Source organism: Oribacterium sp. KHPX15 (assembly GCF_900107835.1).
Lineage (GTDB): Bacteria > Bacillota > Clostridia > Lachnospirales > Lachnospiraceae > Oribacterium.
Genome location: NZ_FNRG01000011.1, coordinates 1 through 21,029, shown reverse-complemented (window position 1 = coordinate 21,029; position 21,029 = coordinate 1). Strand labels below are relative to the sequence as shown.

24 protein-coding genes are annotated in these 21,029 nt (G+C 42.5%); all 24 read right to left on the bottom strand.

Annotated elements, in window-relative coordinates:
• Nucleotides 1-122 precede the first annotated feature (122 nt).
• Nucleotides 123-1,490 (bottom strand): exopolysaccharide biosynthesis polyprenyl glycosylphosphotransferase, encoded by a 1,368-nt coding sequence (locus BLV86_RS08400; protein WP_090816267.1) that lies wholly within the window; start codon nucleotides 1,488-1,490, stop codon nucleotides 123-125.
• Nucleotides 1,491-1,688: 198 nt separating this feature from the next.
• A complete protein-coding gene (gene rd / locus BLV86_RS08395) occupies nucleotides 1,689-1,844 on the bottom strand; it encodes a rubredoxin (protein ID WP_029200277.1) in 156 nt (51 codons plus the stop codon).
• Between the two features lie 20 nt (nucleotides 1,845-1,864).
• Nucleotides 1,865-2,203 (bottom strand): desulfoferrodoxin family protein, encoded by a 339-nt coding sequence (locus BLV86_RS08390; RefSeq protein WP_090816265.1) that lies wholly within the window; start codon nucleotides 2,201-2,203, stop codon nucleotides 1,865-1,867.
• 96 nt (nucleotides 2,204-2,299) lie between these two features.
• A complete protein-coding gene (locus BLV86_RS08385) occupies nucleotides 2,300-2,542 on the bottom strand; it encodes a hypothetical protein (protein WP_031549030.1) in 243 nt (80 codons plus the stop codon).
• Nucleotides 2,543-2,623: 81 nt separating this feature from the next.
• Entirely contained in the window at nucleotides 2,624-3,187 is a 564-nt protein-coding gene (rbr, locus tag BLV86_RS08380; RefSeq protein WP_031549026.1) for a rubrerythrin, read from the bottom strand.
• 119 nt (nucleotides 3,188-3,306) lie between these two features.
• Nucleotides 3,307-6,075, bottom strand: coding sequence for a clostripain-related cysteine peptidase (locus BLV86_RS08375; protein WP_090816263.1), 2,769 nt, complete (start codon nucleotides 6,073-6,075; stop codon nucleotides 3,307-3,309).
• A gap of 94 nt (nucleotides 6,076-6,169) precedes the next feature.
• On the bottom strand, nucleotides 6,170-6,472 hold the full coding sequence (locus tag BLV86_RS08370) for a HigA family addiction module antitoxin (RefSeq protein ID WP_090816261.1): 303 nt from the start codon (nucleotides 6,470-6,472) through the stop codon (nucleotides 6,170-6,172).
• Between the two features lie 13 nt (nucleotides 6,473-6,485).
• Nucleotides 6,486-6,767, bottom strand: a complete 282-nt coding sequence (locus BLV86_RS08365) for a type II toxin-antitoxin system RelE/ParE family toxin (protein ID WP_090816259.1) — start codon at nucleotides 6,765-6,767, stop codon at nucleotides 6,486-6,488.
• A gap of 302 nt (nucleotides 6,768-7,069) precedes the next feature.
• The gene (locus BLV86_RS08360) at nucleotides 7,070-7,372 is read right to left on the bottom strand and encodes a type II toxin-antitoxin system RelE family toxin (RefSeq protein ID WP_090816257.1); all 303 of its coding nucleotides are present in this window, start codon (nucleotides 7,370-7,372) and stop codon (nucleotides 7,070-7,072) included.
• Between the two features lie 8 nt (nucleotides 7,373-7,380).
• Nucleotides 7,381-7,650, bottom strand: coding sequence for a hypothetical protein (locus tag BLV86_RS08355; RefSeq protein ID WP_090816255.1), 270 nt, complete (start codon nucleotides 7,648-7,650; stop codon nucleotides 7,381-7,383).
• Nucleotides 7,651-7,763: 113 nt separating this feature from the next.
• Nucleotides 7,764-8,396 carry a flavin reductase family protein gene (locus BLV86_RS08350; RefSeq protein WP_090816323.1) on the bottom strand — a complete coding sequence of 211 codons (633 nt, stop codon included), beginning with the start codon at nucleotides 8,394-8,396 and terminating at the stop codon, nucleotides 7,764-7,766.
• 159 nt (nucleotides 8,397-8,555) lie between these two features.
• Entirely contained in the window at nucleotides 8,556-9,863 is a 1,308-nt protein-coding gene (locus tag BLV86_RS08345) for an ATP-binding protein (RefSeq protein WP_090816253.1), read from the bottom strand.
• Between the two features lie 239 nt (nucleotides 9,864-10,102).
• Entirely contained in the window at nucleotides 10,103-11,818 is a 1,716-nt protein-coding gene (locus BLV86_RS08340) for an SWIM zinc finger family protein (protein WP_090816251.1), read from the bottom strand.
• 56 nt (nucleotides 11,819-11,874) lie between these two features.
• Nucleotides 11,875-12,354: a DNA-deoxyinosine glycosylase gene (locus tag BLV86_RS08335; RefSeq protein WP_090816249.1), complete on the bottom strand. Its 480-nt coding sequence runs from the start codon at nucleotides 12,352-12,354 to the stop codon at nucleotides 11,875-11,877.
• A 201-nt stretch (nucleotides 12,355-12,555) separates the two neighbouring features.
• On the bottom strand, nucleotides 12,556-14,142 hold the full coding sequence (locus tag BLV86_RS08330) for an AAA-like domain-containing protein (protein ID WP_090816247.1): 1,587 nt from the start codon (nucleotides 14,140-14,142) through the stop codon (nucleotides 12,556-12,558).
• Between the two features lie 107 nt (nucleotides 14,143-14,249).
• On the bottom strand, nucleotides 14,250-14,990 hold the full coding sequence (locus BLV86_RS08325; protein WP_090816245.1) for a hypothetical protein: 741 nt from the start codon (nucleotides 14,988-14,990) through the stop codon (nucleotides 14,250-14,252).
• Between the two features lie 257 nt (nucleotides 14,991-15,247).
• On the bottom strand, nucleotides 15,248-15,646 hold the full coding sequence (locus BLV86_RS08320) for a type II toxin-antitoxin system HicB family antitoxin (RefSeq protein ID WP_090816243.1): 399 nt from the start codon (nucleotides 15,644-15,646) through the stop codon (nucleotides 15,248-15,250).
• 60 nt (nucleotides 15,647-15,706) lie between these two features.
• Entirely contained in the window at nucleotides 15,707-15,892 is a 186-nt protein-coding gene (locus tag BLV86_RS08315) for a type II toxin-antitoxin system HicA family toxin (RefSeq protein WP_090816241.1), read from the bottom strand.
• Nucleotides 15,893-15,993: 101 nt separating this feature from the next.
• On the bottom strand, nucleotides 15,994-16,797 hold the full coding sequence (locus tag BLV86_RS08310) for a DNA-processing protein DprA (RefSeq protein ID WP_175456483.1): 804 nt from the start codon (nucleotides 16,795-16,797) through the stop codon (nucleotides 15,994-15,996).
• Between the two features lie 12 nt (nucleotides 16,798-16,809).
• Nucleotides 16,810-18,399, bottom strand: a complete 1,590-nt coding sequence (locus BLV86_RS08305; RefSeq protein WP_090816237.1) for a YifB family Mg chelatase-like AAA ATPase — start codon at nucleotides 18,397-18,399, stop codon at nucleotides 16,810-16,812.
• 73 nt (nucleotides 18,400-18,472) lie between these two features.
• On the bottom strand, nucleotides 18,473-19,102 hold the full coding sequence (locus BLV86_RS08300) for a transposase (RefSeq protein WP_090816235.1): 630 nt from the start codon (nucleotides 19,100-19,102) through the stop codon (nucleotides 18,473-18,475).
• A 133-nt stretch (nucleotides 19,103-19,235) separates the two neighbouring features.
• A complete protein-coding gene (locus BLV86_RS08295; RefSeq protein WP_090816234.1) occupies nucleotides 19,236-19,595 on the bottom strand; it encodes a helix-turn-helix domain-containing protein in 360 nt (119 codons plus the stop codon).
• Nucleotides 19,596-19,677: 82 nt separating this feature from the next.
• The gene (locus BLV86_RS08290; RefSeq protein WP_090816232.1) at nucleotides 19,678-20,151 is read right to left on the bottom strand and encodes a PIN domain-containing protein; all 474 of its coding nucleotides are present in this window, start codon (nucleotides 20,149-20,151) and stop codon (nucleotides 19,678-19,680) included.
• Nucleotides 20,144-20,398: a UPF0175 family protein gene (locus BLV86_RS08285; RefSeq protein ID WP_090816230.1), complete on the bottom strand. Its 255-nt coding sequence runs from the start codon at nucleotides 20,396-20,398 to the stop codon at nucleotides 20,144-20,146. Before BLV86_RS08285 ends, BLV86_RS08290 begins: the two co-directional genes overlap by 8 nt.
• Between the last annotated feature and the right edge of the window lie 631 nt (nucleotides 20,399-21,029).

Here is a 21,029-nt window from a genome sequence, read left to right as displayed (position 1 = left end):
CTGATTACATGAAATTGAGTCATTGTGACCTGCCATTCAGGATGACCCAAATGCAGGTAACCGGAACATGGGTCAATGTAACGCCTTGTTCACTGCGGAAATAAGGCATCCCGGCTGAACTGTTACTTGTTTTCAAGGGCTGTGACCTGATCCTCGGAGACGCCTTCGGAGCTTTCGGGAATGAAGACAATCTTCAGGGTATAGAAGATGATACGGAGGTCAAAAAGGACAGACCTCTGGGAGATGTAGAGCAGGTCCAATTTCAGTTTGTCCAGGGGGGTGGTGTTGTATTTGCCGTAGACCTGAGCGTAGCCGGTGAGGCCGGCTTTGACCTTGAGTCTGAGGCCGAATTCGGGTATTTCCTTTTCGTACTGTTCGGCGATCTCGGGACGCTCGGGGCGCGGACCGACGACGGACATATCGTTCTTCAGGATGTTGAAAAGCTGTGGGAGTTCGTCGATTCTCAGCTTTCTGATGACATTTCCCACGGGAGTGATTCTGTCATCGTTTTTGCTTGCGAGACGGGCGACGCCATTTTCGGAATCCACCCTCATACTTCTGAACTTGTAAATATCAAAAACTCTGCCATCCTTGGTGAGACGCTTCTGGCTATAGAGCACCGGACCTCCGTCATAGGCTTTGATGAGAACGCTTGTGATGATGAGGACCGGGGACAGAATCAGGATGCCGAGGAGGGCAATGATTACGTCGGCGGTTCGCTTAACTCCGGCATAGTACCAGGCCTCCGGCATTTTCCTGTTTCTGAGGTAAGGGGTGTCGAAAGTGTGGGACACCTCGTGACTCAGCTTCAGAAGGTCTGACATGTCCATGGACGTATGCATGTCTTTGTGATGAGCGTCGCAGAAAATCATCACTCTCTTCTCTACTTCCTTGGAAACATCACAGAGATAAATGTCTTTGCATTTGCTGAGGGTTTTAAATATGATCTCCGGATCCGTCGTATCCTCATAGGTTCCCAGGATTTCGTAACGATATTTCTTCTCCTTCATCTTTTTCAGGAGTCTGAGATAGTCCTGTGAACCGTATACGATCATTATTTTTCGGGGCTCGTCGAATCTTGCGTAGAGGCGGTTACAGACAAAGGTCACGAGGACAATGGATGTAAACTGAAGGACGAATCCGAGAAGGAAGAACCGGAGGCTAATGCGGCTGAAGTTGTGGAACCAGAAGAAGGTTGCTACGAAGAGACAGAAGTCACCGATGCTGAAGGAAAGCATTTGCGAGAATGCCAGCTCCTGGAGTCGGTAAAGGCCGATCTTGTGGGCGTCGTACATCTTTGCGAAAAAGAAATATACAACGGCAAACATTATACCGACCAAAGTGAGGGTTCTGTAGCCAAAGAAGCCTTCGCCCCAGCCGGGGGCAACATTCCAATACCATATCAGCGCTGCTGTAATGAATGCTATAACCAGACTTATGAGGGTATAGACCTCTTTTATTTTGTTTTTGAATCTTTCTTTTCTTGTCATACTACCCTTCGTCCAGTCCTTGGTTTTGTTAGCGCCATATGTAACTTATTCCGGTTTCAGAAACGGTATATCATATTTGGAAACCATATACAGCGGCTTATATCTTTTATCACGTTAGTATACAGCCTCTTTTTGACTTATGCAAATCTATGGGCAGAAAAAAGGCAGGTGCCGCCGCACCTGCCTCAGAAACTCTTCTTACTGTGGTGAGAACTGATCCTTACCTACACCACATAAAGGACAAACATAGTCCTCAGGAACGTCTTCCCACTTTGTTCCTGCTGCTACTCCGTTATCAGGGTCTCCATTCTCTTCATCATAGATAAAACCGCAAACATTACAAACGTACATCATATCTTAACCTCCCGGATTCATCAAACAGTTGCCTTCCACAAACCGTGGAGATTGCAATACTCATAAGCTGCCACAACTTTTTCTGTAACCTTGAACTTTGCTTCAGGCTTCATACCCGGTTTGAGATAGTGAATCTGGAATCCTGCCTCAGTCTCCAGCAGTATCCATCCGATGAAGTGCGCCTCGAGCATAGGGTGCTCAACAGAACCTACACACACAGAAACCGTATCTCCATCCACCTCAACAACCGGAACGTGCTTTTCCTGAGCCGCATCAGTTGTATTGGTCACAAGCTCTTCACCAACGGATAAGCTCTTGTCGGAAATCACGATCTGGTCATCAATCTTATAAAATTTCATGTCCTAGTTCCTCCTTTTACCATAGTCCGGATCACGAATATCACTAATATCAGAATATGATAAAGCACTTAAAAAGGCAATGAGATTTTGCTGTATTTATTCCGCAGCGCCGCGCATCATAAATGATATAACCTTCTTCATATCTTCAGGATCCGAAACCAGAAGCTCAAGCTCTTTGATAGTTGCTGTATTTAACAGATTGGCTGTCAGGATCATCTGAGAGAGCTTTGATTTAAGGTTGATACGATCACCCTCCTCTGAGACAAGCTCAATCTTGCCCTTACAGCTGTCAAGAACTTTAAAAAGACCTTCTACATTGCTTACATTCTCAAGTTTCATTACATTACCTCCTGCAAATCGTCATACCTTGATCTACCGGTGGTTCTTCATCGAACCGGAGCCGGTAGTCTGTAAATATCTTTAATAGTTTTCTGCCTTCAACTGGAAATAATCCTTCGGGTGATTGCATACAGGGCAAACTTCCGGAGCTTCCTTTCCGATCACTATATGTCCGCAGTTGCTGCACTGCCATACACAGTCGCCGTCACGGGAGAATACAAGCTTGTCTTCAACGTTCTTGAGGAGCTTTCTGTATCTCTCTTCATGTTCCTTTTCAATGGCGGCAACACCCTCGAAGAGCTCGGCTATTTCGTCGAAGCCTTCTTCTCTTGCCTTCTTTGCAAATGAAGGATACATCTCTTTCCACTCGTATCCCTCACCGTCTGCTGCTTCCTTGAGGCAGTCAACAGTACTTCCGATGCCGGTCAATATCTTGTACCAGATTTCGGCATGCTCCTTCTCGTTGGCTGCTGTCTCGGCGAAAATATTGGAAATCTGTACATAACCCTCCTTCTTTGCCTTGGAAGCGAAGAAGGTGTACTTGTTTCTGGCCTCTGACTCTCCGGCGAAAGCGGCCTGGAGGTTCTTTTCGGTTTCTGTGCCCTTCAGGTCCTGGGCTCTGCATCTCCATTTGTTATCTGACATGGTGCAATCTCCTTTCTGTATATACACGGAACTTAATGTTTATATAGGTATAGTATAACATAATGTATGGCTACACATGTCATTTCTCTTGATTGCATCGTAATTTATCGTATGGGTATTCATATACCTGAATCATTATTGACAGTACCGACATCCTGATTCTCATTCAGTAAATATTCGCCGCTTTCCTGTGTGCTATAGGTCTGTTCATTATTACCGGCAGCAGCCCTGGTATTGGAAGCATTATCAGCACCGGCATTTGTTTCGGTACCGACAGAATTATTATCGCCGGCATCCTGAACTTCATTATTGGCAGCATTATTATCGCCGGCATCCTGAACTTCATTATTCAGTTCATCAGCATCGACTTCATCCGCATCATTCTGCTCATCAGCGTCGACTTCTTCATTCTGCTCATCAGCTTCGACTTCATCCTCTTCATTCTGCTCGTCAGCATTGTCGATCACATTAGCATTATCCTGTTCGCCATCATTATCAGTCGGCGCAAGATTGGTCTGTTCGTCGGTATTTTCAGTCGGCGTAACATTGACCGGTTCATCAGCAGTGTTGGCTGCATCATCATTGTTCATGGTAATGTTTCCGTTACTCTGCATAAGTGCATTATATACTCCGGGGGCTGCCGGCTGACTTCCGGCGGAGTTCGCCCTGCCTCCGGACAAAGCAGCAGGGGTGCCGGTTTCACTATTTTCATCGGAGGCACCAGTATCCGGAGCTTCAACTGCTGAAGTATAGTATGTATTGCCGTATATGTCGTTAAGACGGAAATTCATCAACACATGATCTTTGCCGCCTGTCCTGTGAAATGATTCGTAGCTTACTTCGATACCTTCGCTGTAGATGATTGGATTCTCGCTATAGACAAGGGAGTCAAAGGTGTTTGTGCCAATGCTGTCCCCGTTGGTGTATCTTGCATAACAGGGCCTGATTTCGTCGCCGTCTTTAAACTGATGCAGACCCTTGGGGCTGATCTTTGGATCCTCGTCGAATCTTGAAACGGCATTTCTGTAATTGTATTTATAGCCGACGATGCGCCCGTCTGGCGTTTCCGCATCCTGCACTATCTGAATCAGAATGTTTTTGTCCTTCAGCATTGCCGGAACATACCCACAGATGTAATCCTCCCCGGAGGTCTCGCCATGCACAACTCCGGTTAAATAATACGGAACGATCTCACCGTTCAGAGCCAGCCACTTTCCGTCGTAATCAGGAATAATGTCTCCGTTTCTGTTCCAATCGTGACCACGAGTAATGTCTCCGTCCCTGTCCCAGTCATGATCAAGAGTATTGTCTCCTGCCCTGTCCCAGTCGCTAAGATTCCAGGTTCCGTAATCCAGCAGCCATCCATCACCCGTATCAAGCCAGTAATCAACCCATATATCGGTTATCAGCTCACGTTGCTCTTCGGGAAGACGCAGTCCGGGTTTTCCTTTTTTTATCAGCTTGAAAAAGTTGACATCAGGCACGAGCAGGTCTTCGGGAATCACGGTGTCAGGGTCGTACCAGCTTGTTTTCAGAAGGTCTTCCTCGCTGATTTTCATGTCAACGGTAATGTCTTTTATTTTCTTTACACTCGATACGGATTTTTCCTCTCCGCCACCTGTCTCTGATACGTTGAGCCCGGTTTTTACCAGAACGTTCAGAAAATGCCTGTAAAAATCAAAATAGCTTTCATCGTAATCAAGCGAATAAAGCATTTCCATAACCTGATCAAACTTTTTAGGATATAAATAAGGATAATATATCGCTATACCGTTTGAGCCGGCCACAGTTCCCCGATAATAGCAGACCGCTTCTCTAGCTTTTTCAAGTACCTTCTGTGCCCTGCCGCTTTGTGTTTCTTCTTCGGAAGACTCCAGGTAATCAAAGAGGTCTATCTGCTCGTATCCATCGTTTCCGAAGCTTTTTGTATGTGTTCTTGCTGTTAAAGCATTCCGGAATTGCTCGTTGAAGATTGCCTCCTCTTCTTTAAAATATTCGCCTAACGCAAGGTAAAGGTCCCCGGTTTTTTTCAGATCTATGAGGGACAACGTATAAAAATCATATTTGTTGTAATCAGGACCGGAGACAAAGCTGTCGATTATGGTTCCCGCAAGTTCCGGGATTGACATTCCCGGATCATCGGAAATCTTCTTTATCCATTCCGTGTAATACCAGCCTGTGGATGGCTCCGTTTCCTCAGATGCCATCATGTAATCGGCATGTCCGGAGAGGGCCACAGCTGTTTCGACCGTACACATCAGACACGCATCAAAGCCGATAAAATCAAAATGCAGTCCGCTCTTCGAAAGTGCCTCGTGAATCTCTCCTATGCTCATAGTTTCATCAGGGTAGTATTCATCAAGACCGTAACCGATCAGTGTACCTCCGCCATGATTCCAAAGCACCATTCCGTACCTGTCGGCCGGATAGCATTTTCCTGCCCAGGTGATAAAGTCAGCCAATGTTTCGGCCTCTGACATTTTCACATCATCCAGCAGTTCAATGGTCTCTAACTTTCCATCTTTTATTCTGTACCTGCCTACCCCGTCATTCTCAATTTCTTTGAGATGCCAGCTTTTTGAGCCGCCGGTCTGTATCACAATGTTCAGATTGTCACCCGATGCTGCTTCCAGCATTTCCTGTATATCATTACTTGCGGCACCATCAAAGTTTTCCAGATCGGAGCCTATCATATAAACAAGCAAACAGAAGCTTCCCTCAGCATCTTTTGTATCATCTTTTACGTCTGCTGAAATTCCGGAAGCTGTCTCTGTTTTTGTTTCTGCTTCGTTTTTTCCGTCTATAGATTTTTTAACGCAAGAAGCGCAGGATAAAACAGCACTTAAAACGATTGCCGTAAATATTATGAAGAATGTTTTATTACGCATCTTTTATCACCATGATTACCCTTAAGGATTTTGTAAGGGGGGTCTGACCCCCGCCCTTACGGATGCTCGTTGCGTGTCGGGGCAAATATCCTATTTATCCTTGCATCAGATTGTAAGGTCTGATATCGGACATATCAACAATCTTACCTGATAACTTAAGCATATCCAGATCATACTGATTTTGAATGTTTAGCCAGAACTGTGGAGTAGTTCCAAAGTATATTGCAAATCTTATAGCAGTGTCTGCTGTAATTCCTCTCTTTCCGGCTATAATATCACTGATTCTTGACTGAGGAATGTGTATCTCCTTGGCAAGTCTATATGCTGTTACATTCATTGGTCCCAGAAACTCTTCCTGTAATACTTCTCCCGGTGATATAGGCTCTAAATCCATCATGTAAGTCACCTCCTTAGTGATAATCACCTATTTCTTGAATGATCACATTTCCATTATTCCAATAAAAACATATTCGATATTGATCATTAATTCTAATACTATACTGTCCCTCTCGATCACCTTTTAATTCTTCAAGATGATTGGACGGAGGCACTCTCAAATCATTGATACTTACAGCCGAATGAACCATCACAAGCTTTCTTCTCGCTGTCTTTTGAATATCATGAGGCAGCTTTGCAGAGAATTTCATATTCCATATTTTTTCGGCTTCTTTGTCATGCCATTCTGCTATCATTTACTTCTGCTCTCCATAAGTACTTCTGATTTAAAGATATATATTTTAATCTGTTTTGTCAATTATCTTCATGATAAATATCGTTCGCCCTATCGCAACATCCATTGTATCCTCGCCGACGGCTACCTGATGTGATAAGCAGCAGAAACTACCTACCATTGGTGACAGGTACCAATGTCCTGGAATGCGGTCCGGACGGCATCGTCAGTTTCCCGCAAGCAAAAGATTAACGCCCCTTTCAGCATCAATTGACTGAAAGAGGCGTCTTTTATTTACATGTGCTATTTAATTGCAGTTATGGACTATTTTAAGCCATCCATCTTCTTGTAAACATCTCCCCTTGCCCCGGCAAGAATCGTTTTGATAACCACAACTTTTCCGTTTATAACGGTATAAATGACCCGGCAAGCACCGAGTCTTATCCTGTAATAATCATTTTTCTTGCCTTTGATCCTTTTTACATCGACTTTCTCAGGATGTTCTCCGACCAGGAGCTCCTTAAGGGCTTCCTTATACTCCGTCCTTACGGCTTCATGTGTTTTGAAGAATTTATCGGCGGCTTTTGTATATTGAATCTCATATGTAAAACTGCTGTTCTTAGCCATAAATCCCCTTACACCCTTACCTGTTCAACGGAAGAGATGGAAAGGTCATCGTCCGACAGGCTCTCTATTTCATCAAGAATCTCAGTGCTTTCCTCTATGTCCGCTTCCTGTACGTTGGCAGTTAATTTATAGAACGGATCCTGCTTCATTTTGCCGACATATTCCCGTACTGCCTCCTTTATCACATCTGTTACTGTCATGTGATAAACAGAGGCTACCTGTTTCATCTCATTTATATCAATCTCATCCATTTTGAAATTCATCGCTTTGACTGCCATAGACAACACCTCCTTTTTACTTTATAGTATATACCGCAAATACCGTAAAGTCAATGTGGCCAATTGTGTCTTTCCTCATTTTGGCTGCGCGTCTGTGAATGTTATGCTGCTCATCATCTTGTTATCTTTTCAAAATCCGCTTTAGGATGCTTGCATATCGGACAAATGAAATCATCCGGTAGCTCTTCCCCTTCCCATTCGTATCCGCAGATGGTACATCTCCATACAGTCTTCCCTGTTGCTGTTTTTCCAACAGGCTGGGGCTTTGGTTTGATGTTCTTCTGATAATACTCATAGGTGCAGGAAGCAGCATCCGACAGCACCTCCATCATGACCGGTTCACATATAAACAAGGTATGGGAGCCCAGATCCACGGATTCTTTCACTTCCAATGAGAAGTAAGCATTGGTTCCCTTTGTTATATAAGGAATATCATTTTCCGCAATCCTGTAATCCTTAGCATTTAAGCTCTCGTCAAACTTATCAACGTCTCTTCCGGATTGAAAACCGAAGTGCTTGAAAAGCTCGAACTCCGCTTCTGTACTTATGACAGAAACATTGCAGCGGCCTGTTTCTTTCAGCATGTCATGGGTATAATTTGCCTTGTTTACCGCAATTGAAATCCGGTTAGGCGAAGATGCCACCTGAATCGCAGTATTGATGATACAGCCATTGGTCTTTTTGCCATTCTTCACCGTACATACGAACAGCCCGTAGGAAAGCCTATACATCGCTTTGGTGTTCATCTCAGCTTTTCTGCCAGGTTCATTGCCATCAGTTACAATGTTGTTTTCAGACATAGTCACATCTCCTTTCCGAAAACTCAATTTCCTCAAAAACTCATGATCAAAAGTTCCGGCTCCAACATTTGATTTATCATCAGAAGAAGCCGATGCATCTTTTCATCATATGAATGTAGCCATATAGAGCGGCAGGGTGATGATCCCGTCTTCGCTTACACCGATATTCCCATCAATAAATTTATATGCATAGGATATGTTCCGGTTCTTCTTCATTGCTGATATCAGTGAGGTTGCCCTTTCTTTTCCGCTCTTCACCTCTATGGGCACAACCTTCCCATCGACCTGGATGATGAAATCCAGTTCCTTCTTAGTGGTTTCATTTTTGTAGAAGTATAAAGGGTATCCCTTTTTGTGCAGCGCATCAGCTATGGCACACTCATATATCCCGCCCTTCGTATTCCCGTCAAGGGTATTCTCTACGATATGCTGTTTCAGCGAGAAATCCTTCATGGCAATGAGCAGGGACAGATCCGTTGTATATGCCCTGAAGAAATCATCCCGGGCATAATCGGCAAGATCATATCTCACATCAGTCACGATCCTGCATAAGTGGATGATATCAGCCCTGAGCAGCCATTCGATACTCGAATAATATTTTTGTGCCCTGGCTCCATGCTCGATCTCTTTGTACTGGAATTTGTGGTTTTCTTTATCAAGCAGCTGTTTTGACAGAGTCAGATAGCATTTCTCGGCCTTGACCTTTTCTTCCGCAGTCGCATAATGGGCGATATCATACTGATAGCCCCGGAGCAGGTTTCTCTGAACACGGTCTACATCTCTGAAATCCCTGGTGTCAAAATATTTCTGGACCACCTCCGGCATTCCTCCGGTTGCGATATACAGTCTGTAATATTCCATCATTTTTTTATGGATCGGATCAGGAACCGGTTTCTTTGAATCAATATATCCCCGGAGCGTTTTTATCATATCGTCAGAGATACCGATACCCCAAAGGAATTCCTCAAAATCCAGGCCGTACATGTTGAGATAATCAACATATCCTACCGGATAGGAAGATGCCCTTTTATAATCGATCCCTAAAAGGGAACCGGATGCGATCACATCATATCTGTTATCTGTAGCCCAGAACTTTAAGGAAGTGATGGCTTCCTGGCACTCCTGTATCTCATCAAGGAAGATCAGGGTCTTTTCCGGATCTATTTTTTTATCCGGGAACCGGAAACGCAAGGCCATGACCATATTATCCACTGTAAGGTCTCCGGAAAATATATCTGACGCAGACGGTGTTTCTTTGAAATTGATTTCAACGATTTCTCCGTAATGTGACTCTGCAAACCGTTCTATGGCATAAGTTTTTCCGGTTTGCCTGGCGCCCTGGAGTACAAGGCATTTTTTTTCTTTATTTTCTGCCCATGATCTAAGCTGTGTAAAAATCTTTCTTCTCAACATGATTCATACTCCATCATAAATAGATGATACAATTATATATTCTAATCAACATTTTGGAAAGCTATAATGATTATATATCATCATTTTGGAATATAAAAATGTATTAGATTTTTCAAAAATTACGTATCCTTGTTGACTGTACGCGCCATCTTATGCCCCCTTCAGTGCATCATTTATATATGCAACTTTATACTTTACATGACTCACCTCAATGTCGAATGCACTCAGGATCTCTGCCTTCAATCTGAGGCAGAGTCTTCGATTTGTTTATGACAATGTCTCCGGTATCCCTGAAGCATCTTCACCATAACTTTCCTCGTAGGATACTTGTCTATCCACTCCAATGCCAACCGTCTTACCCGTTCCTCCCCGCCCGGGTACTGTGACATACGCATCAGATATCTATTCAGTTCATCATACCGCGAGCGATTGCATGCAGACTCTGCCAATCCGGAAACAAATTCAGCATAAAAATCCAAAATATGCTCTGAATAATCACCTTCCAAAGCGAAGCCATATTTATTCATCAACCCCAGCTTATCCTTCTGTTCCCAAATCGTATCAAACAGCTTGTCATACATCTTCTCCTCAGCAAGAAGTTCACATCTTTTGTCAACATTATTACGTGATTCTATTATCTTTAATCTTTCTTCCAGCCACTCCTCATCGTTACACATAGCCCGATATGCCCTGTAGTCCTCCAAAGGTGCTCCCTGATTAATCAAAAGATCCGCTTTCCTTTCTAACTTCTCGGCCACTTTATCTTTATTTCGAACATATAGTTCAATGAGACGTTTTGAATATGAATGCATAGTATAAGCAGAATCCTTTTCAAATTCCTTTCCAAGTGTAAGGATTTTGATTTCTTCATCCGTATTGTTCTGCTCCGTGGCCTTTTTTATAAAATAGTCTCGTACCGATCTGAAACTCATGTACCTTCGCATGTACTTATCAATTTCTTCCTCAGTTATTCCTATTCGCCTTGCAAATATATTACGAAGTTCAATCGCATCAATACTGTAACCATAATAAGAAGTAAAAATCCCCGGACACTGTATCTGTCCCCTGCTGCTCTCAATCTTTTCTTCAAGTCCTTTTATTATTTCCTTGAGCTCTGCTTCTGATGCCAATTCATACTTCAGAAAATCCTGCAGCATGTCTTCCATATAGTCGATAACCGTGCCATCGTCTGAATGTTCCTCAAACCACTCCTTAATACATTCGCGGTCCTTAGGATCACAGCTGGTTATTATGCTCTGCCACAACTCATAACACGTGCTTGAAATCGATGCAATCTCTCCATCGTCATCTATATCACAATTTCCAAGCTTAGTGTATGCATAAATGGAGGCATTAAAAGCATCCATGTAACTCTCATCATCGATAAGTGCACCAATCCTGTTTCTAATGAGACTATCAAGATCAGATGCAAATGACATAGCATTATAATAATCTATATATCCCGTCCTATCGCCATAGGCGTAAAAGACTCCATCAATTTCCTTTTCTATCTGTTTAACGTCTGAAGAACTCCCTGACCTCAGATTAGCACGGATAAAACTTTCCATTCGTTCATCTTGATTTGCAAGATGAATAAGCAATTCTTCTATGTCCTTGCGATCAGCAGATTTTATGATCTCTTCAATACTTTGTGACTCAGCAGCCGTATAAGGTACACCAAATGATTTATCCGATGCACTCCCTGACTCCGCAAGGAATAGTACTGCTGCCATATGTTTACACCATTCGCCCTTCGCGGCATATGGACATGAACAGTATCCGTCGGTAATCTCAGAACCTGAATACCTGATTTTTACTTTATAATGTTCACCTCCTTTGACAACTGCGGAAATACTGTCATCCGTCTTTACCAGGTCTGTGACATTACCTTCTTTGGCGTAATCCCAGCCCCTTTCAAGAATATGAGAACGGAACAATTCTCTCCATTTGAGCATAATACATACATCCTTGATTTTTCTTAACCTAACACTCATACTTTCGCATGGGTGTCTTACTCCCACTTTGTTACTTTCCATACATTAATCAACCTGTCAATGCTCCACGAAGCATTGGCCGGGCTTGTTGAGGGCAGGCAAAAAGCTTTGATTCCAAGAGTCTTTTCTATATATTTCTTATAATACTTTTCTGCAGTCTTACCATTCACAAACACTCTTTCAATATGTGATGCATCAAGTATGATACTAAGATCATTTGGCATAACATTCTTTATACTTGAATCCGATGAGCCTACAATCTCACAGGAATGAATAACATCCCACAGAGCAACATGATTCCTCAAAAGAAAATCACGTTTTTCAGAAACTGTATCAGGTACTCTTTCATGAAAAACAGCGGCCATGACCTTCCAAAATCTGTTTTGTGGATGCCCGTAAAAAAACTGTGCCTCTCGTGATTTAACTGAGGGAAAGCTGCCGAGAATAAGCACTTTCGAGTTTTCATCGTACAAAGGAGGTATCGGATGTATAATCATTTGCTATCCTCTATAAACGTAAATATATGGCTACGTGATATTAAGGTTCTGTAAAGCACAGAAACCACCTATTTATTTGTCCATGCTTCCGAATATCTTAAGCGTCCTGTAAGGGGAACTGATTATGGTATGGGTCCACCCAAAGTAATCATATGTTTAATGGTACCTGACCCCAACGTCCCACCACTGCCTGCTACGCCATCATACCGTTCCTTCAAACAGAACTTTATCTCCGATCTCTACCCTCTTTACTCCCTGTTCTTTATTTTTGTTAAAATTAAAACTAAGCATATAGCCGGTATTCAGATTCCAATAATCCAGATATTCACTGATCTGCTTTTCACCTTCTGCATTATACCTTTCCCCGCGCCATATCTTAAGTTCTATGATGTACTGCTTCCCCAGGTAATCGACGATCACATCTGTTCTTGTCTGGTCTCTGGTCTGTGCTTCGATATAGTAGTTTCCGGTTCCATTTATAATCGGTTTCAGATATAACAGAAACTGTTCTCTGCCATCTTTCTCTTTGAAGCGCTCCACCAAAGGTCCGCATATTTCAGTGTACGTCTTAATGAACTTTTCCAATATCAGGCGCATGTTAAGTCTACCCTCTGTGACGAACTGATTCTTTGCAAGTTCACCCTCTCGAGAGAAAACATTTCTTTTTAGTTCCTCATCTGAAAGGAAAAGGTTATATAGCCTTGTTTCAAATATTCGATTAGCAATTCTCACTGTGTTATGGTCATTCCGGATCAGGCCATACATCTGCATCTGCACGATATCTTCCTGATCCGGATTCCATGTAAGCCTGGTCCCCTCCATCAGTATGCCTCTGATAGAAGCTTTCAGATACGGATAGTTATTCAGGTTCTTGGTCAGTGTCTGAAATAGTGTATTATTTTCTGCAAGAAGAAGCTTGACAGCTTCATCTATGCCACTCTCTGTCCACGCGTCAGACAGGCTCATTGTTTTGCTGACCTCTTCATCCAGCAGTTGACAAATTCTGCTCACAAGAAAAGGATAACCATTTGTATAGTCTCTGATACTTTTGGCCATGACCGCTGTATCCATCCCGGTATGATGGTCTGCTTCATACTCATCAAGCATCCCCTTTATACCGTTTTCAGACAAACTCATATCTATCGTAAAATCGGCTGCTATATTCCACGGACTATTTTCCTTATGTTCATCCTCCGGTCTAATCTTTGATCTTATGTGTTTCACATCCGTCACTCCGGCAAGAATGACTGATTGAAATGTTTTCTTTTCCGGATCATCTTCCCGTTCCAGATAATCCGCTCTTAACTGTGCAAGAAAATCAAGAAATACCTGATTGTTGGTTGCTGTATCCACTTCATCTATAATCAACACCACAGGCTTTTCGGATCCTTCGCACCACTCTGTCAGAGAAGAGAATAACTCATCAAGCACCGCTTTATTCTCTTTTCTGGAAATATATTCTTGTAATTCCGCTTTTAATGCTCCGGGAATTGGAAGACTCTTTCCGCGTGCCATTATCTGACGGCAAAAAGCCTGTACAAATTTTTCTTCAGTCCTAAAGCTTGCAGCACTTATCTTCTGAAAATCAAGGCTAAGCACGTCATAGTCTAGTTTCAGATATTCCGTCAGAGCTTTTATAGTTGTCGTTTTCCCATATTGTCTCGCCCGGTTGATTGTAAAATACTTACCATCATCTACAAGCCTTTTTATTTCCCTCACCCTCTCGGAGAGATCTACCATATAATGCTTTGATGGTATACATATCGCTGTTGTATTAAACTTTTTCATCGCTCAAATATCCCTCCACATGAACCCTGTCAACAATTATTCATCACTTTTGATTATAACATAAAAACTGTGCCCGTTTTATTCCGGTCACAGTTTTTGACGCCCCTTTATTCTTTCTTCTGCAATGGTCTCTTAATATCCATCTTCCCAGCATCTTCCTCCGGCACTTCTATAACCCCAAACCGATACAGCATCGGGCAAATATACGACACACCCCTGATATCCCCCAGTGCCTTTGCTCGCAAAACAATCTCGCTCTGTAATTCAACTGCTTTTTCAAACGCCAGCATCACAGAACTCCAAACAATCGTCTTACTCTCGCTTCTACTGTCTATAATCAGTTCTCTGTTATAATCACCATTCCGGCCTTTCGTTAACTCATAGGTAAAAGGCAGTCCTATTACTGTACGGAAAGGATACTTTTGGAACGCCACAACCGCATCCCAAAGAGCACTTTCGTTCATGCGCTCCATCAGATTCCTTACCGCCTGCTGCCTTCTACGATATATATTGATTCGCTCCGCATTCATCGACAGTTCTTCCGACTTATATATCGACTTCGTATACGGCAGATATCCGTTTACAGATGATTTTTTAAGGCCCGTAAGCTCCTGAATCTCCGCTATACTCTTCCCGGCAGCACGCAGATCGTTTACTACTTTTGATATTTCATTACTGTATGCTCCGGATGTAATAAGCAGCTTTCGGATCTTCAGAGGTGACATATCAAATTCAGCTGCCGTCTGTTTCAGCTCCCCGATTTCATCATATGATTCAGATACCGCATCCAACAGATTCTTCATAATCTTATCCGGATCATAATGTGGTCGTTTCTTAGGTCTGGCCATTTGCTAACACTCCGCTTACTCTCATAAATATTCACTATCATTTATATTTCATATTTGCATAAGGTTAATGCCTTATCATAATAACCTCAAAATCATTCTAATGTCATTTCAATCCAACCTATGTTGTGAATCCCACGGAACTGCACGCCCAAGATCAGCCTTTTTTAGACATACAGATCCGCGGTTTTTTCAATATTTATTTCGCGAGTTAATCATTTGGAAAAATTAAATCATCTCCCGTCTTCACTTCAAATTACTCATTCTACATTCAATTGGGATTTAAGCGCATCCTGTAATACCTGAGAAAAATTAACTCCTGCATTGATAGCTAATTCATTAAGCCACTCCGGAATAGAAAGTGTTTTTTTCACAGCTTTATTATTATTTCTTTTTTGATATTCCAATGTATCGCAAAGAACGCAATTAACAAACGAACCATTTGGCACTTCTATACTATCGGGATCTGAAGGCACCGGCACTTTTTTATTATCCCGTTCGTAATCATAAAGCGTAAAAGCGAGAACATCCTGCGCCATATAAAGCGCATCCGCTAAATCATCACCACAAGTCACGCATCCCTTAATATCCGGGAAGTCCACTGAATATAGACCGTTTTCCTCTTTTGTAAATATTGCCGGATATACATATTTTGCCATACTTCGCACCTCTCATGATAATAGGAAACACAATGTTCAGAACTTATTCAAGCAAAGGTTTTACTCAAGCCCCGCCTGTTTTAAAATCGCGTTTACGGTTCCCGTAGCCAGCTCTTTTGCTCCATGCCTTGGAACTCTGAAATAGTTTCCACTTACCGGACTAAACCATTTGTCATGTTCCTTACCATGTTCTACAAGCTTACATCCCGCCGATTTTAATATTTTTATCAGCTCCGATGTTTTCACTGTTTTCCTTCCTTTCTGTACCTTATATACGTATATTATTACGTATTATTACGTGCGTCAATACATCTTTTCACAGGTGATAGTCGGCTCATTAATTTATCCTATATCCCCGCCATCAGCTCTATCTCCCTCCCATACCTCTCTCCGCTTTCTATCGTGGTTCTCGTTCCACTGTTTCTGCCTACATCTATTACAAACAGCTTATCTGACAGCGCCGCTATCAGGCGGTTACGCATGGGGAAATAAAAGTTTTTGGGTGTAGTTCCAGGGGGATATTCCGAAAGGACACAGCCGGTTTTGATGATCTTTTCGTAGAGTTTTTCATGTTCTTTCGGATAGCATATGTCCGGGCCGCTGCCGAGTACTGCTATGGTGTAGCCGTTTCCCATTATGGCTGCGGTGTGGGCGTAGGAGTCAATGCCTTTTGCCATACCGCTGATTACTGCCGAGTTATCCTTTACTGCTTTTTCGGCTGTGATGATGGATTTTTCTTTTCCTTCCTGAGTACATCTTCTGGCGCCGACTATGCCGACAGAATCTGCGTATTCATTTATCCGGAGTTTGCCTTTGACATACAGGAGTACAGGAATATCCGCTAAGCCTTTGAAGCGTTCGGGATACCGGATATCTTCATATGCCACTATATCTATACCGGCGGCATCTGCTCTTGAAAGTATTTCCTCTGCAGAATCCCGGATAAAGCGGTCATTCCTTTGATCGAGAAATGCTTTCACCTTTCTTTTCGGAATAATGCTTTTCGCCGCGCACTGAAGGATATCTTCATCCGACATTGAAAAGCAGGCGGTGATATCGCCACATATATTTATAATAGAGTTGTCAAATACCGGTCCTAACCCTTCCATTACTGTGAGCATTATGTATTTTACTGTTTTTTCTTTATCCACTTCCTTCATATCCTACGCTATGGCATACATCTGGTTGCTGGATACGTCGAGGTCGCGGCATCCAAGTACCCGTACTATGTCTTCCCTTCTTATATTTTCTGATCCGTCAAGATCTGCCGATGTCCTGGCAAGTCTCAAGAGCTTATGTATGACTCTGGCACTGTAGCCGAATTTCTCACTTGCCCTCTTCAGGATCCCTGTGCACTCCGCATCAAGCTTGCAATACTTTTGGATCATGGTGGTGGTCATCTGGGCATTGCAGTTCACCTGATCATCATTCCTGAATCTCTCCTGTTGTATCTTCCTTGCTTTCTCGACCTTTTCCCTTAACTGTTCTGATGTAAAACTACTCTTTTGACTTTCAAGATCAAAGTAATCTACGTGGGCAACACTCTTCTGTATATCTATCCTTTCAAGGATCGGTCCGGAGATCTTGCCACGGTAGTGGATTATCTCATAATCCGTACACCGGCACTTCTTTGAAGGATAGTATCCACAGGGGCAGGGATTCATGGCTGCAACAAACATGAAGTTGGCTGGATATGAGTTCGTTCCGTTCACTCTGGAAATCGTGACCCGCTTATCCTCCATGGGCTGTCGCAGGGCATCAAGAGTGCTTCGTGAAAACTCTGCAAGTTCATCAAGAAACAGGACACCATTATGTGAAAGTGACACCTCACCGGGCTGTGCATAGCTTCCGCCACCGATCAGGGCATTGAGCGAGACATTATGATGGGGTGCACGGAAGGGCCGCATTTTAATGAGTCCCTCCCCTGCATCCAGCAAACCGGAAATGCTGTGAATCTTTGTCACTTCCAACGACTCCTTCTCTGTCATCCTCGGAAGGATGGTGGGGATCCGCTGGGCTATCATGGTCTTTCCGCAGCCGGGCTCACCTATCATCAGAATGTTATGACCTCCCGCAGCACCAAGCATGATCGCCTCAATGAGTTCATCCTGCCCTTTAACGTCAGAAAAATCCATGCCTGTCCCGGCAGATTCTGTATCAGTCAGGTTTGATGCATCTCTGTTTGATCCTTCCATTCCCCCGGATGAATCCTTATCACTTGCCCCGGGATCCATGAGCACTCCACTCTCCAAAAGCTTTACTGTATCCGAAAGGGTGCTTACAGGATAGATATTGATCCCGGACACAGATTCTGCTTCCTGTCTGTTCCCATAAGGAACAATGACTGACCTTACACCGCATTTTCTTGCTTCTGTTATCATAGAAAGGACTCCGGTGCAGGGCCTTATCCTACCGTCAAGGGAGAGCTCACCAATGAATGCATACTCGTTAAGATTCTTCGGTGCTATCTGGTCCGTCTGATACAAAAGTGCAATGATCATCCCAAGGTCAAAATGTGATCCTCTCTTCTTTTTATCACCGGGTGCCAGGCTTATGATCACCTTATCCTTTGGTATGTCATACCCACAGGACTCTATTGCCGCCTGTATCCTTTCCCCTGCCTCTTTTATTGCCTGGTCAGGAAGGCCTATTATGAACATCCCCTGCTGCTGACCTCTTATGGTGCTCGCCTCTATCTCCACCATAAAACCGTCAACGCCGGAGGTTGCCATACTCTTTACTACTATTGCCATTTTTAAGTTCCTTCTTTGTTATTATTCCTTTCTCATTTTTCAGGCATATCTATCTTTTGGATGATGACATCCCTCACCATGGAAGCCACATGTCATCTTCCTTCATGTCCTTCTGTATCAGCATTTCCTGCTCTGCATGGGATATCTTCCCCTCTACGAACATGCGGTACTGTTCAGCAGGATTATTTCGAAAACATCCCAATACTCTTGACGTATCTGTCAGTTCACGAAAAACAGATCCGTTACCGCTTTTATTATCTCTAACCGACACAAAATCCGCATAGCTGCTATATTTATATGACAATGGTTCACGGACCATCTGCGCCTTTACCGGATTAAGATGTATGTATCTGCTCGCCTCAAGTAAGTAGGTTTCATTTTCTATAAGCTGTCCTATATATCTATTTTCAAAGAGATGCCCGGTAAGCTTGTATTTCATATTGTAAGAGGCTGCATATGATAAAAGCAGTTTGTGCATTATCTTCCATATTTCCGTATCGCCTGTTCCAACTACCATATGAAAATGGTTTGTCATCAGGCATATTGAATATATCTTGAAATCATACAGTTCTTTAACACTCTTAAGGCACACAATGAACATCTGATAATCCCATTCTTCTTTGAAAATACTGGATCTTCTGTTCCCTCGGCTCATCACATGATATACTGCTCCCGGATACCATATCCTTTTCTTTCTTGCCACTTTTCTTACTATCCTTAATTTCGTTTGGAATTTTTCTCAAATTCAAATTCGTGCATTTACATCATTATTCAATTTTCTGAATCTTGATCTTTAAATAATACGCCGACGCTAAAAACCATCGACGTACGATTCCTTATTTCTTATCCTTATTCATTGCAGTAAACGCTGCTACATATCCCAGTATTCTGTCTCTTTGAGATTTTTCCAGTTGGTTAAACTCAGTGACAAGAATCCCACTATCTGTACTTAATTCCACTGTATAGTATTGCTGGTTTTTTCCACGGTTCTCGGCAGGATCAACCCCTGACAGAAGCCACTCAGGCGATACATCCAGAGCTTTACATATAGCAAGTATCTTGTCAGATGACGGATTCGTTTTGTTCTTCTTCCATTCACTGATAGTGCTCTGTTGTATACCGGCTTTCTCTGCAAATTCCCGCTGTGTCATATTAAGCTGCTTTAATCTCTCGAATATCCTTTCACTTATAGTCATAACTGGGTCTCCTGTCTATAATCATGAAATAATCTCCAATAACCATTCCATGGGGTTCATATCTTTTACTTTCGATGGAATCCTATTCACCTGCTTCTTCAAGAACATAATTCCAAACCTGCTCACTGATAAACAGGCCATCAGCTATCAATGCTTCCATTGCCGGCTTAATCGCCTCTATATAGCCTTCTCTTTTAGCTTTTATCAACACTCCAAGTGTACCCGTAACTGTCATTCCAAGGAATTTCGCTGTTTTCTTGGCTGCATTATCATCCATTATCAGAAGATCAGCCTTCATCTCTTCTGCAAGAATCATCACCTCTACTTCACCAACGTGAAGTTTAGCACGAAACAACTTTTTATCCTCAGTATTTTCTATTGTCTTTACCTTAATCCAAGAACTGCTCATGACAGCAGTCTTAGCAGGTTCGGTTTTTATTTCATTCAAAACAGCTTCCGGAATATAAATCTCACCATATAGTTTATGGAGCAACTCAAGTTGACCTATATCGGCCAATGCAATCAAGGGCGTTGTATTTGAAACAACTTTACGCATTGTTTAATTCCTCCATAAATTCATTTTTATCATCAAAATGAAATATGGATATCCCATTATCACCCAGCAAACGAATAAACTCTTCCTTATCCATCCCTGCAATTTGTGCACAATATCCTAATGAAACTCCGTTTTTGACATAATAACGGATTGCCACTGCCTGCCTTGCAAATGCTGAAGCATCACCTTTACTCATCTTGGTGTCATACAACACCTCATTAGGAATATCTACTGCTATCTGACACATATTTGTCGTCTCCTTAAATCATTGTTTATATCCAACTCCAAATTGAGCCTCTTACCATATAGAGCACTTCTTTTAAAACTATCATGCAATTTCACATTAACACATCAGGTCATTTGGTGCAATTTTCACACTAAGTCAACAAGCGTCTCTAATTTCCACTCTCAACATTGGTTATTATTAATTCTTGATTAGCGATTTTACTTTGATATTCAATTTTATGAATCATACTCCAAAAGAAATTCCTTGTCAATGCCTCAGCACGTATGTTTATAAAAATTTTATTGTGAACTTTGCCTTCGAGGTACACTAAAACAGGTGTAACCACTCGAAAATGGCGTAATTTCGTGCATTTTTGGGTTGTTTTGCTTCTGAAACCATGATATAATTAGTGTAACGGTTACACTAAAGCATGGGGGCCTCATGTATTACAATTTCAGTGTTAACTTCCAGAAATTTTACGACTACACGCCCTCACAGTTTACTCAAACGGTAACTCCTCGTATGCTACAATCGCTTCTTCGACATACTCCAAGGCCTCATCATAGAGGCCTTTTTCTATAAGATAATTGTCTATAAACATCAGGCGTTTTTCCAGTTCTTTGATCCTTGCCTTTAGTTCCGGCTTTGTTAC

Coding starts and splice junctions, on each gene's coding strand:
- BLV86_RS08400 (WP_090816267.1), bottom strand. CDS start 1,490: ATGACAAGAAAAGAAAGATTCAAAAACAAAATAAAAGAGGTCTATACC.
- rd (WP_029200277.1), bottom strand. CDS start 1,844: ATGATGTACGTTTGTAATGTTTGCGGTTTTATCTATGATGAAGAGAAT.
- BLV86_RS08390 (WP_090816265.1), bottom strand. CDS start 2,203: ATGAAATTTTATAAGATTGATGACCAGATCGTGATTTCCGACAAGAGC.
- BLV86_RS08385 (WP_031549030.1), bottom strand. CDS start 2,542: ATGAAACTTGAGAATGTAAGCAATGTAGAAGGTCTTTTTAAAGTTCTT.
- rbr (WP_031549026.1), bottom strand. CDS start 3,187: ATGTCAGATAACAAATGGAGATGCAGAGCCCAGGACCTGAAGGGCACA.
- BLV86_RS08375 (WP_090816263.1), bottom strand. CDS start 6,075: ATGCGTAATAAAACATTCTTCATAATATTTACGGCAATCGTTTTAAGT.
- BLV86_RS08370 (WP_090816261.1), bottom strand. CDS start 6,472: ATGATGGATTTAGAGCCTATATCACCGGGAGAAGTATTACAGGAAGAG.
- BLV86_RS08365 (WP_090816259.1), bottom strand. CDS start 6,767: ATGATAGCAGAATGGCATGACAAAGAAGCCGAAAAAATATGGAATATG.
- BLV86_RS08360 (WP_090816257.1), bottom strand. CDS start 7,372: ATGGCTAAGAACAGCAGTTTTACATATGAGATTCAATATACAAAAGCC.
- BLV86_RS08355 (WP_090816255.1), bottom strand. CDS start 7,650: ATGGCAGTCAAAGCGATGAATTTCAAAATGGATGAGATTGATATAAAT.
- BLV86_RS08350 (WP_090816323.1), bottom strand. CDS start 8,396: ATGAACACCAAAGCGATGTATAGGCTTTCCTACGGGCTGTTCGTATGT.
- BLV86_RS08345 (WP_090816253.1), bottom strand. CDS start 9,863: ATGTTGAGAAGAAAGATTTTTACACAGCTTAGATCATGGGCAGAAAAT.
- BLV86_RS08340 (WP_090816251.1), bottom strand. CDS start 11,818: ATGCTCAAATGGAGAGAATTGTTCCGTTCTCATATTCTTGAAAGGGGC.
- BLV86_RS08335 (WP_090816249.1), bottom strand. CDS start 12,354: ATGATTATACATCCGATACCTCCTTTGTACGATGAAAACTCGAAAGTG.
- BLV86_RS08330 (WP_090816247.1), bottom strand. CDS start 14,142: ATGAAAAAGTTTAATACAACAGCGATATGTATACCATCAAAGCATTAT.
- BLV86_RS08325 (WP_090816245.1), bottom strand. CDS start 14,990: ATGGCCAGACCTAAGAAACGACCACATTATGATCCGGATAAGATTATG.
- BLV86_RS08320 (WP_090816243.1), bottom strand. CDS start 15,646: ATGGCAAAATATGTATATCCGGCAATATTTACAAAAGAGGAAAACGGT.
- BLV86_RS08305 (WP_090816237.1), bottom strand. CDS start 18,399: ATGGCAATAGTAGTAAAGAGTATGGCAACCTCCGGCGTTGACGGTTTT.
- BLV86_RS08295 (WP_090816234.1), bottom strand. CDS start 19,595: ATGACTATAAGTGAAAGGATATTCGAGAGATTAAAGCAGCTTAATATG.
- BLV86_RS08290 (WP_090816232.1), bottom strand. CDS start 20,151: ATGCGTAAAGTTGTTTCAAATACAACGCCCTTGATTGCATTGGCCGAT.
- BLV86_RS08285 (WP_090816230.1), bottom strand. CDS start 20,398: ATGTGTCAGATAGCAGTAGATATTCCTAATGAGGTGTTGTATGACACC.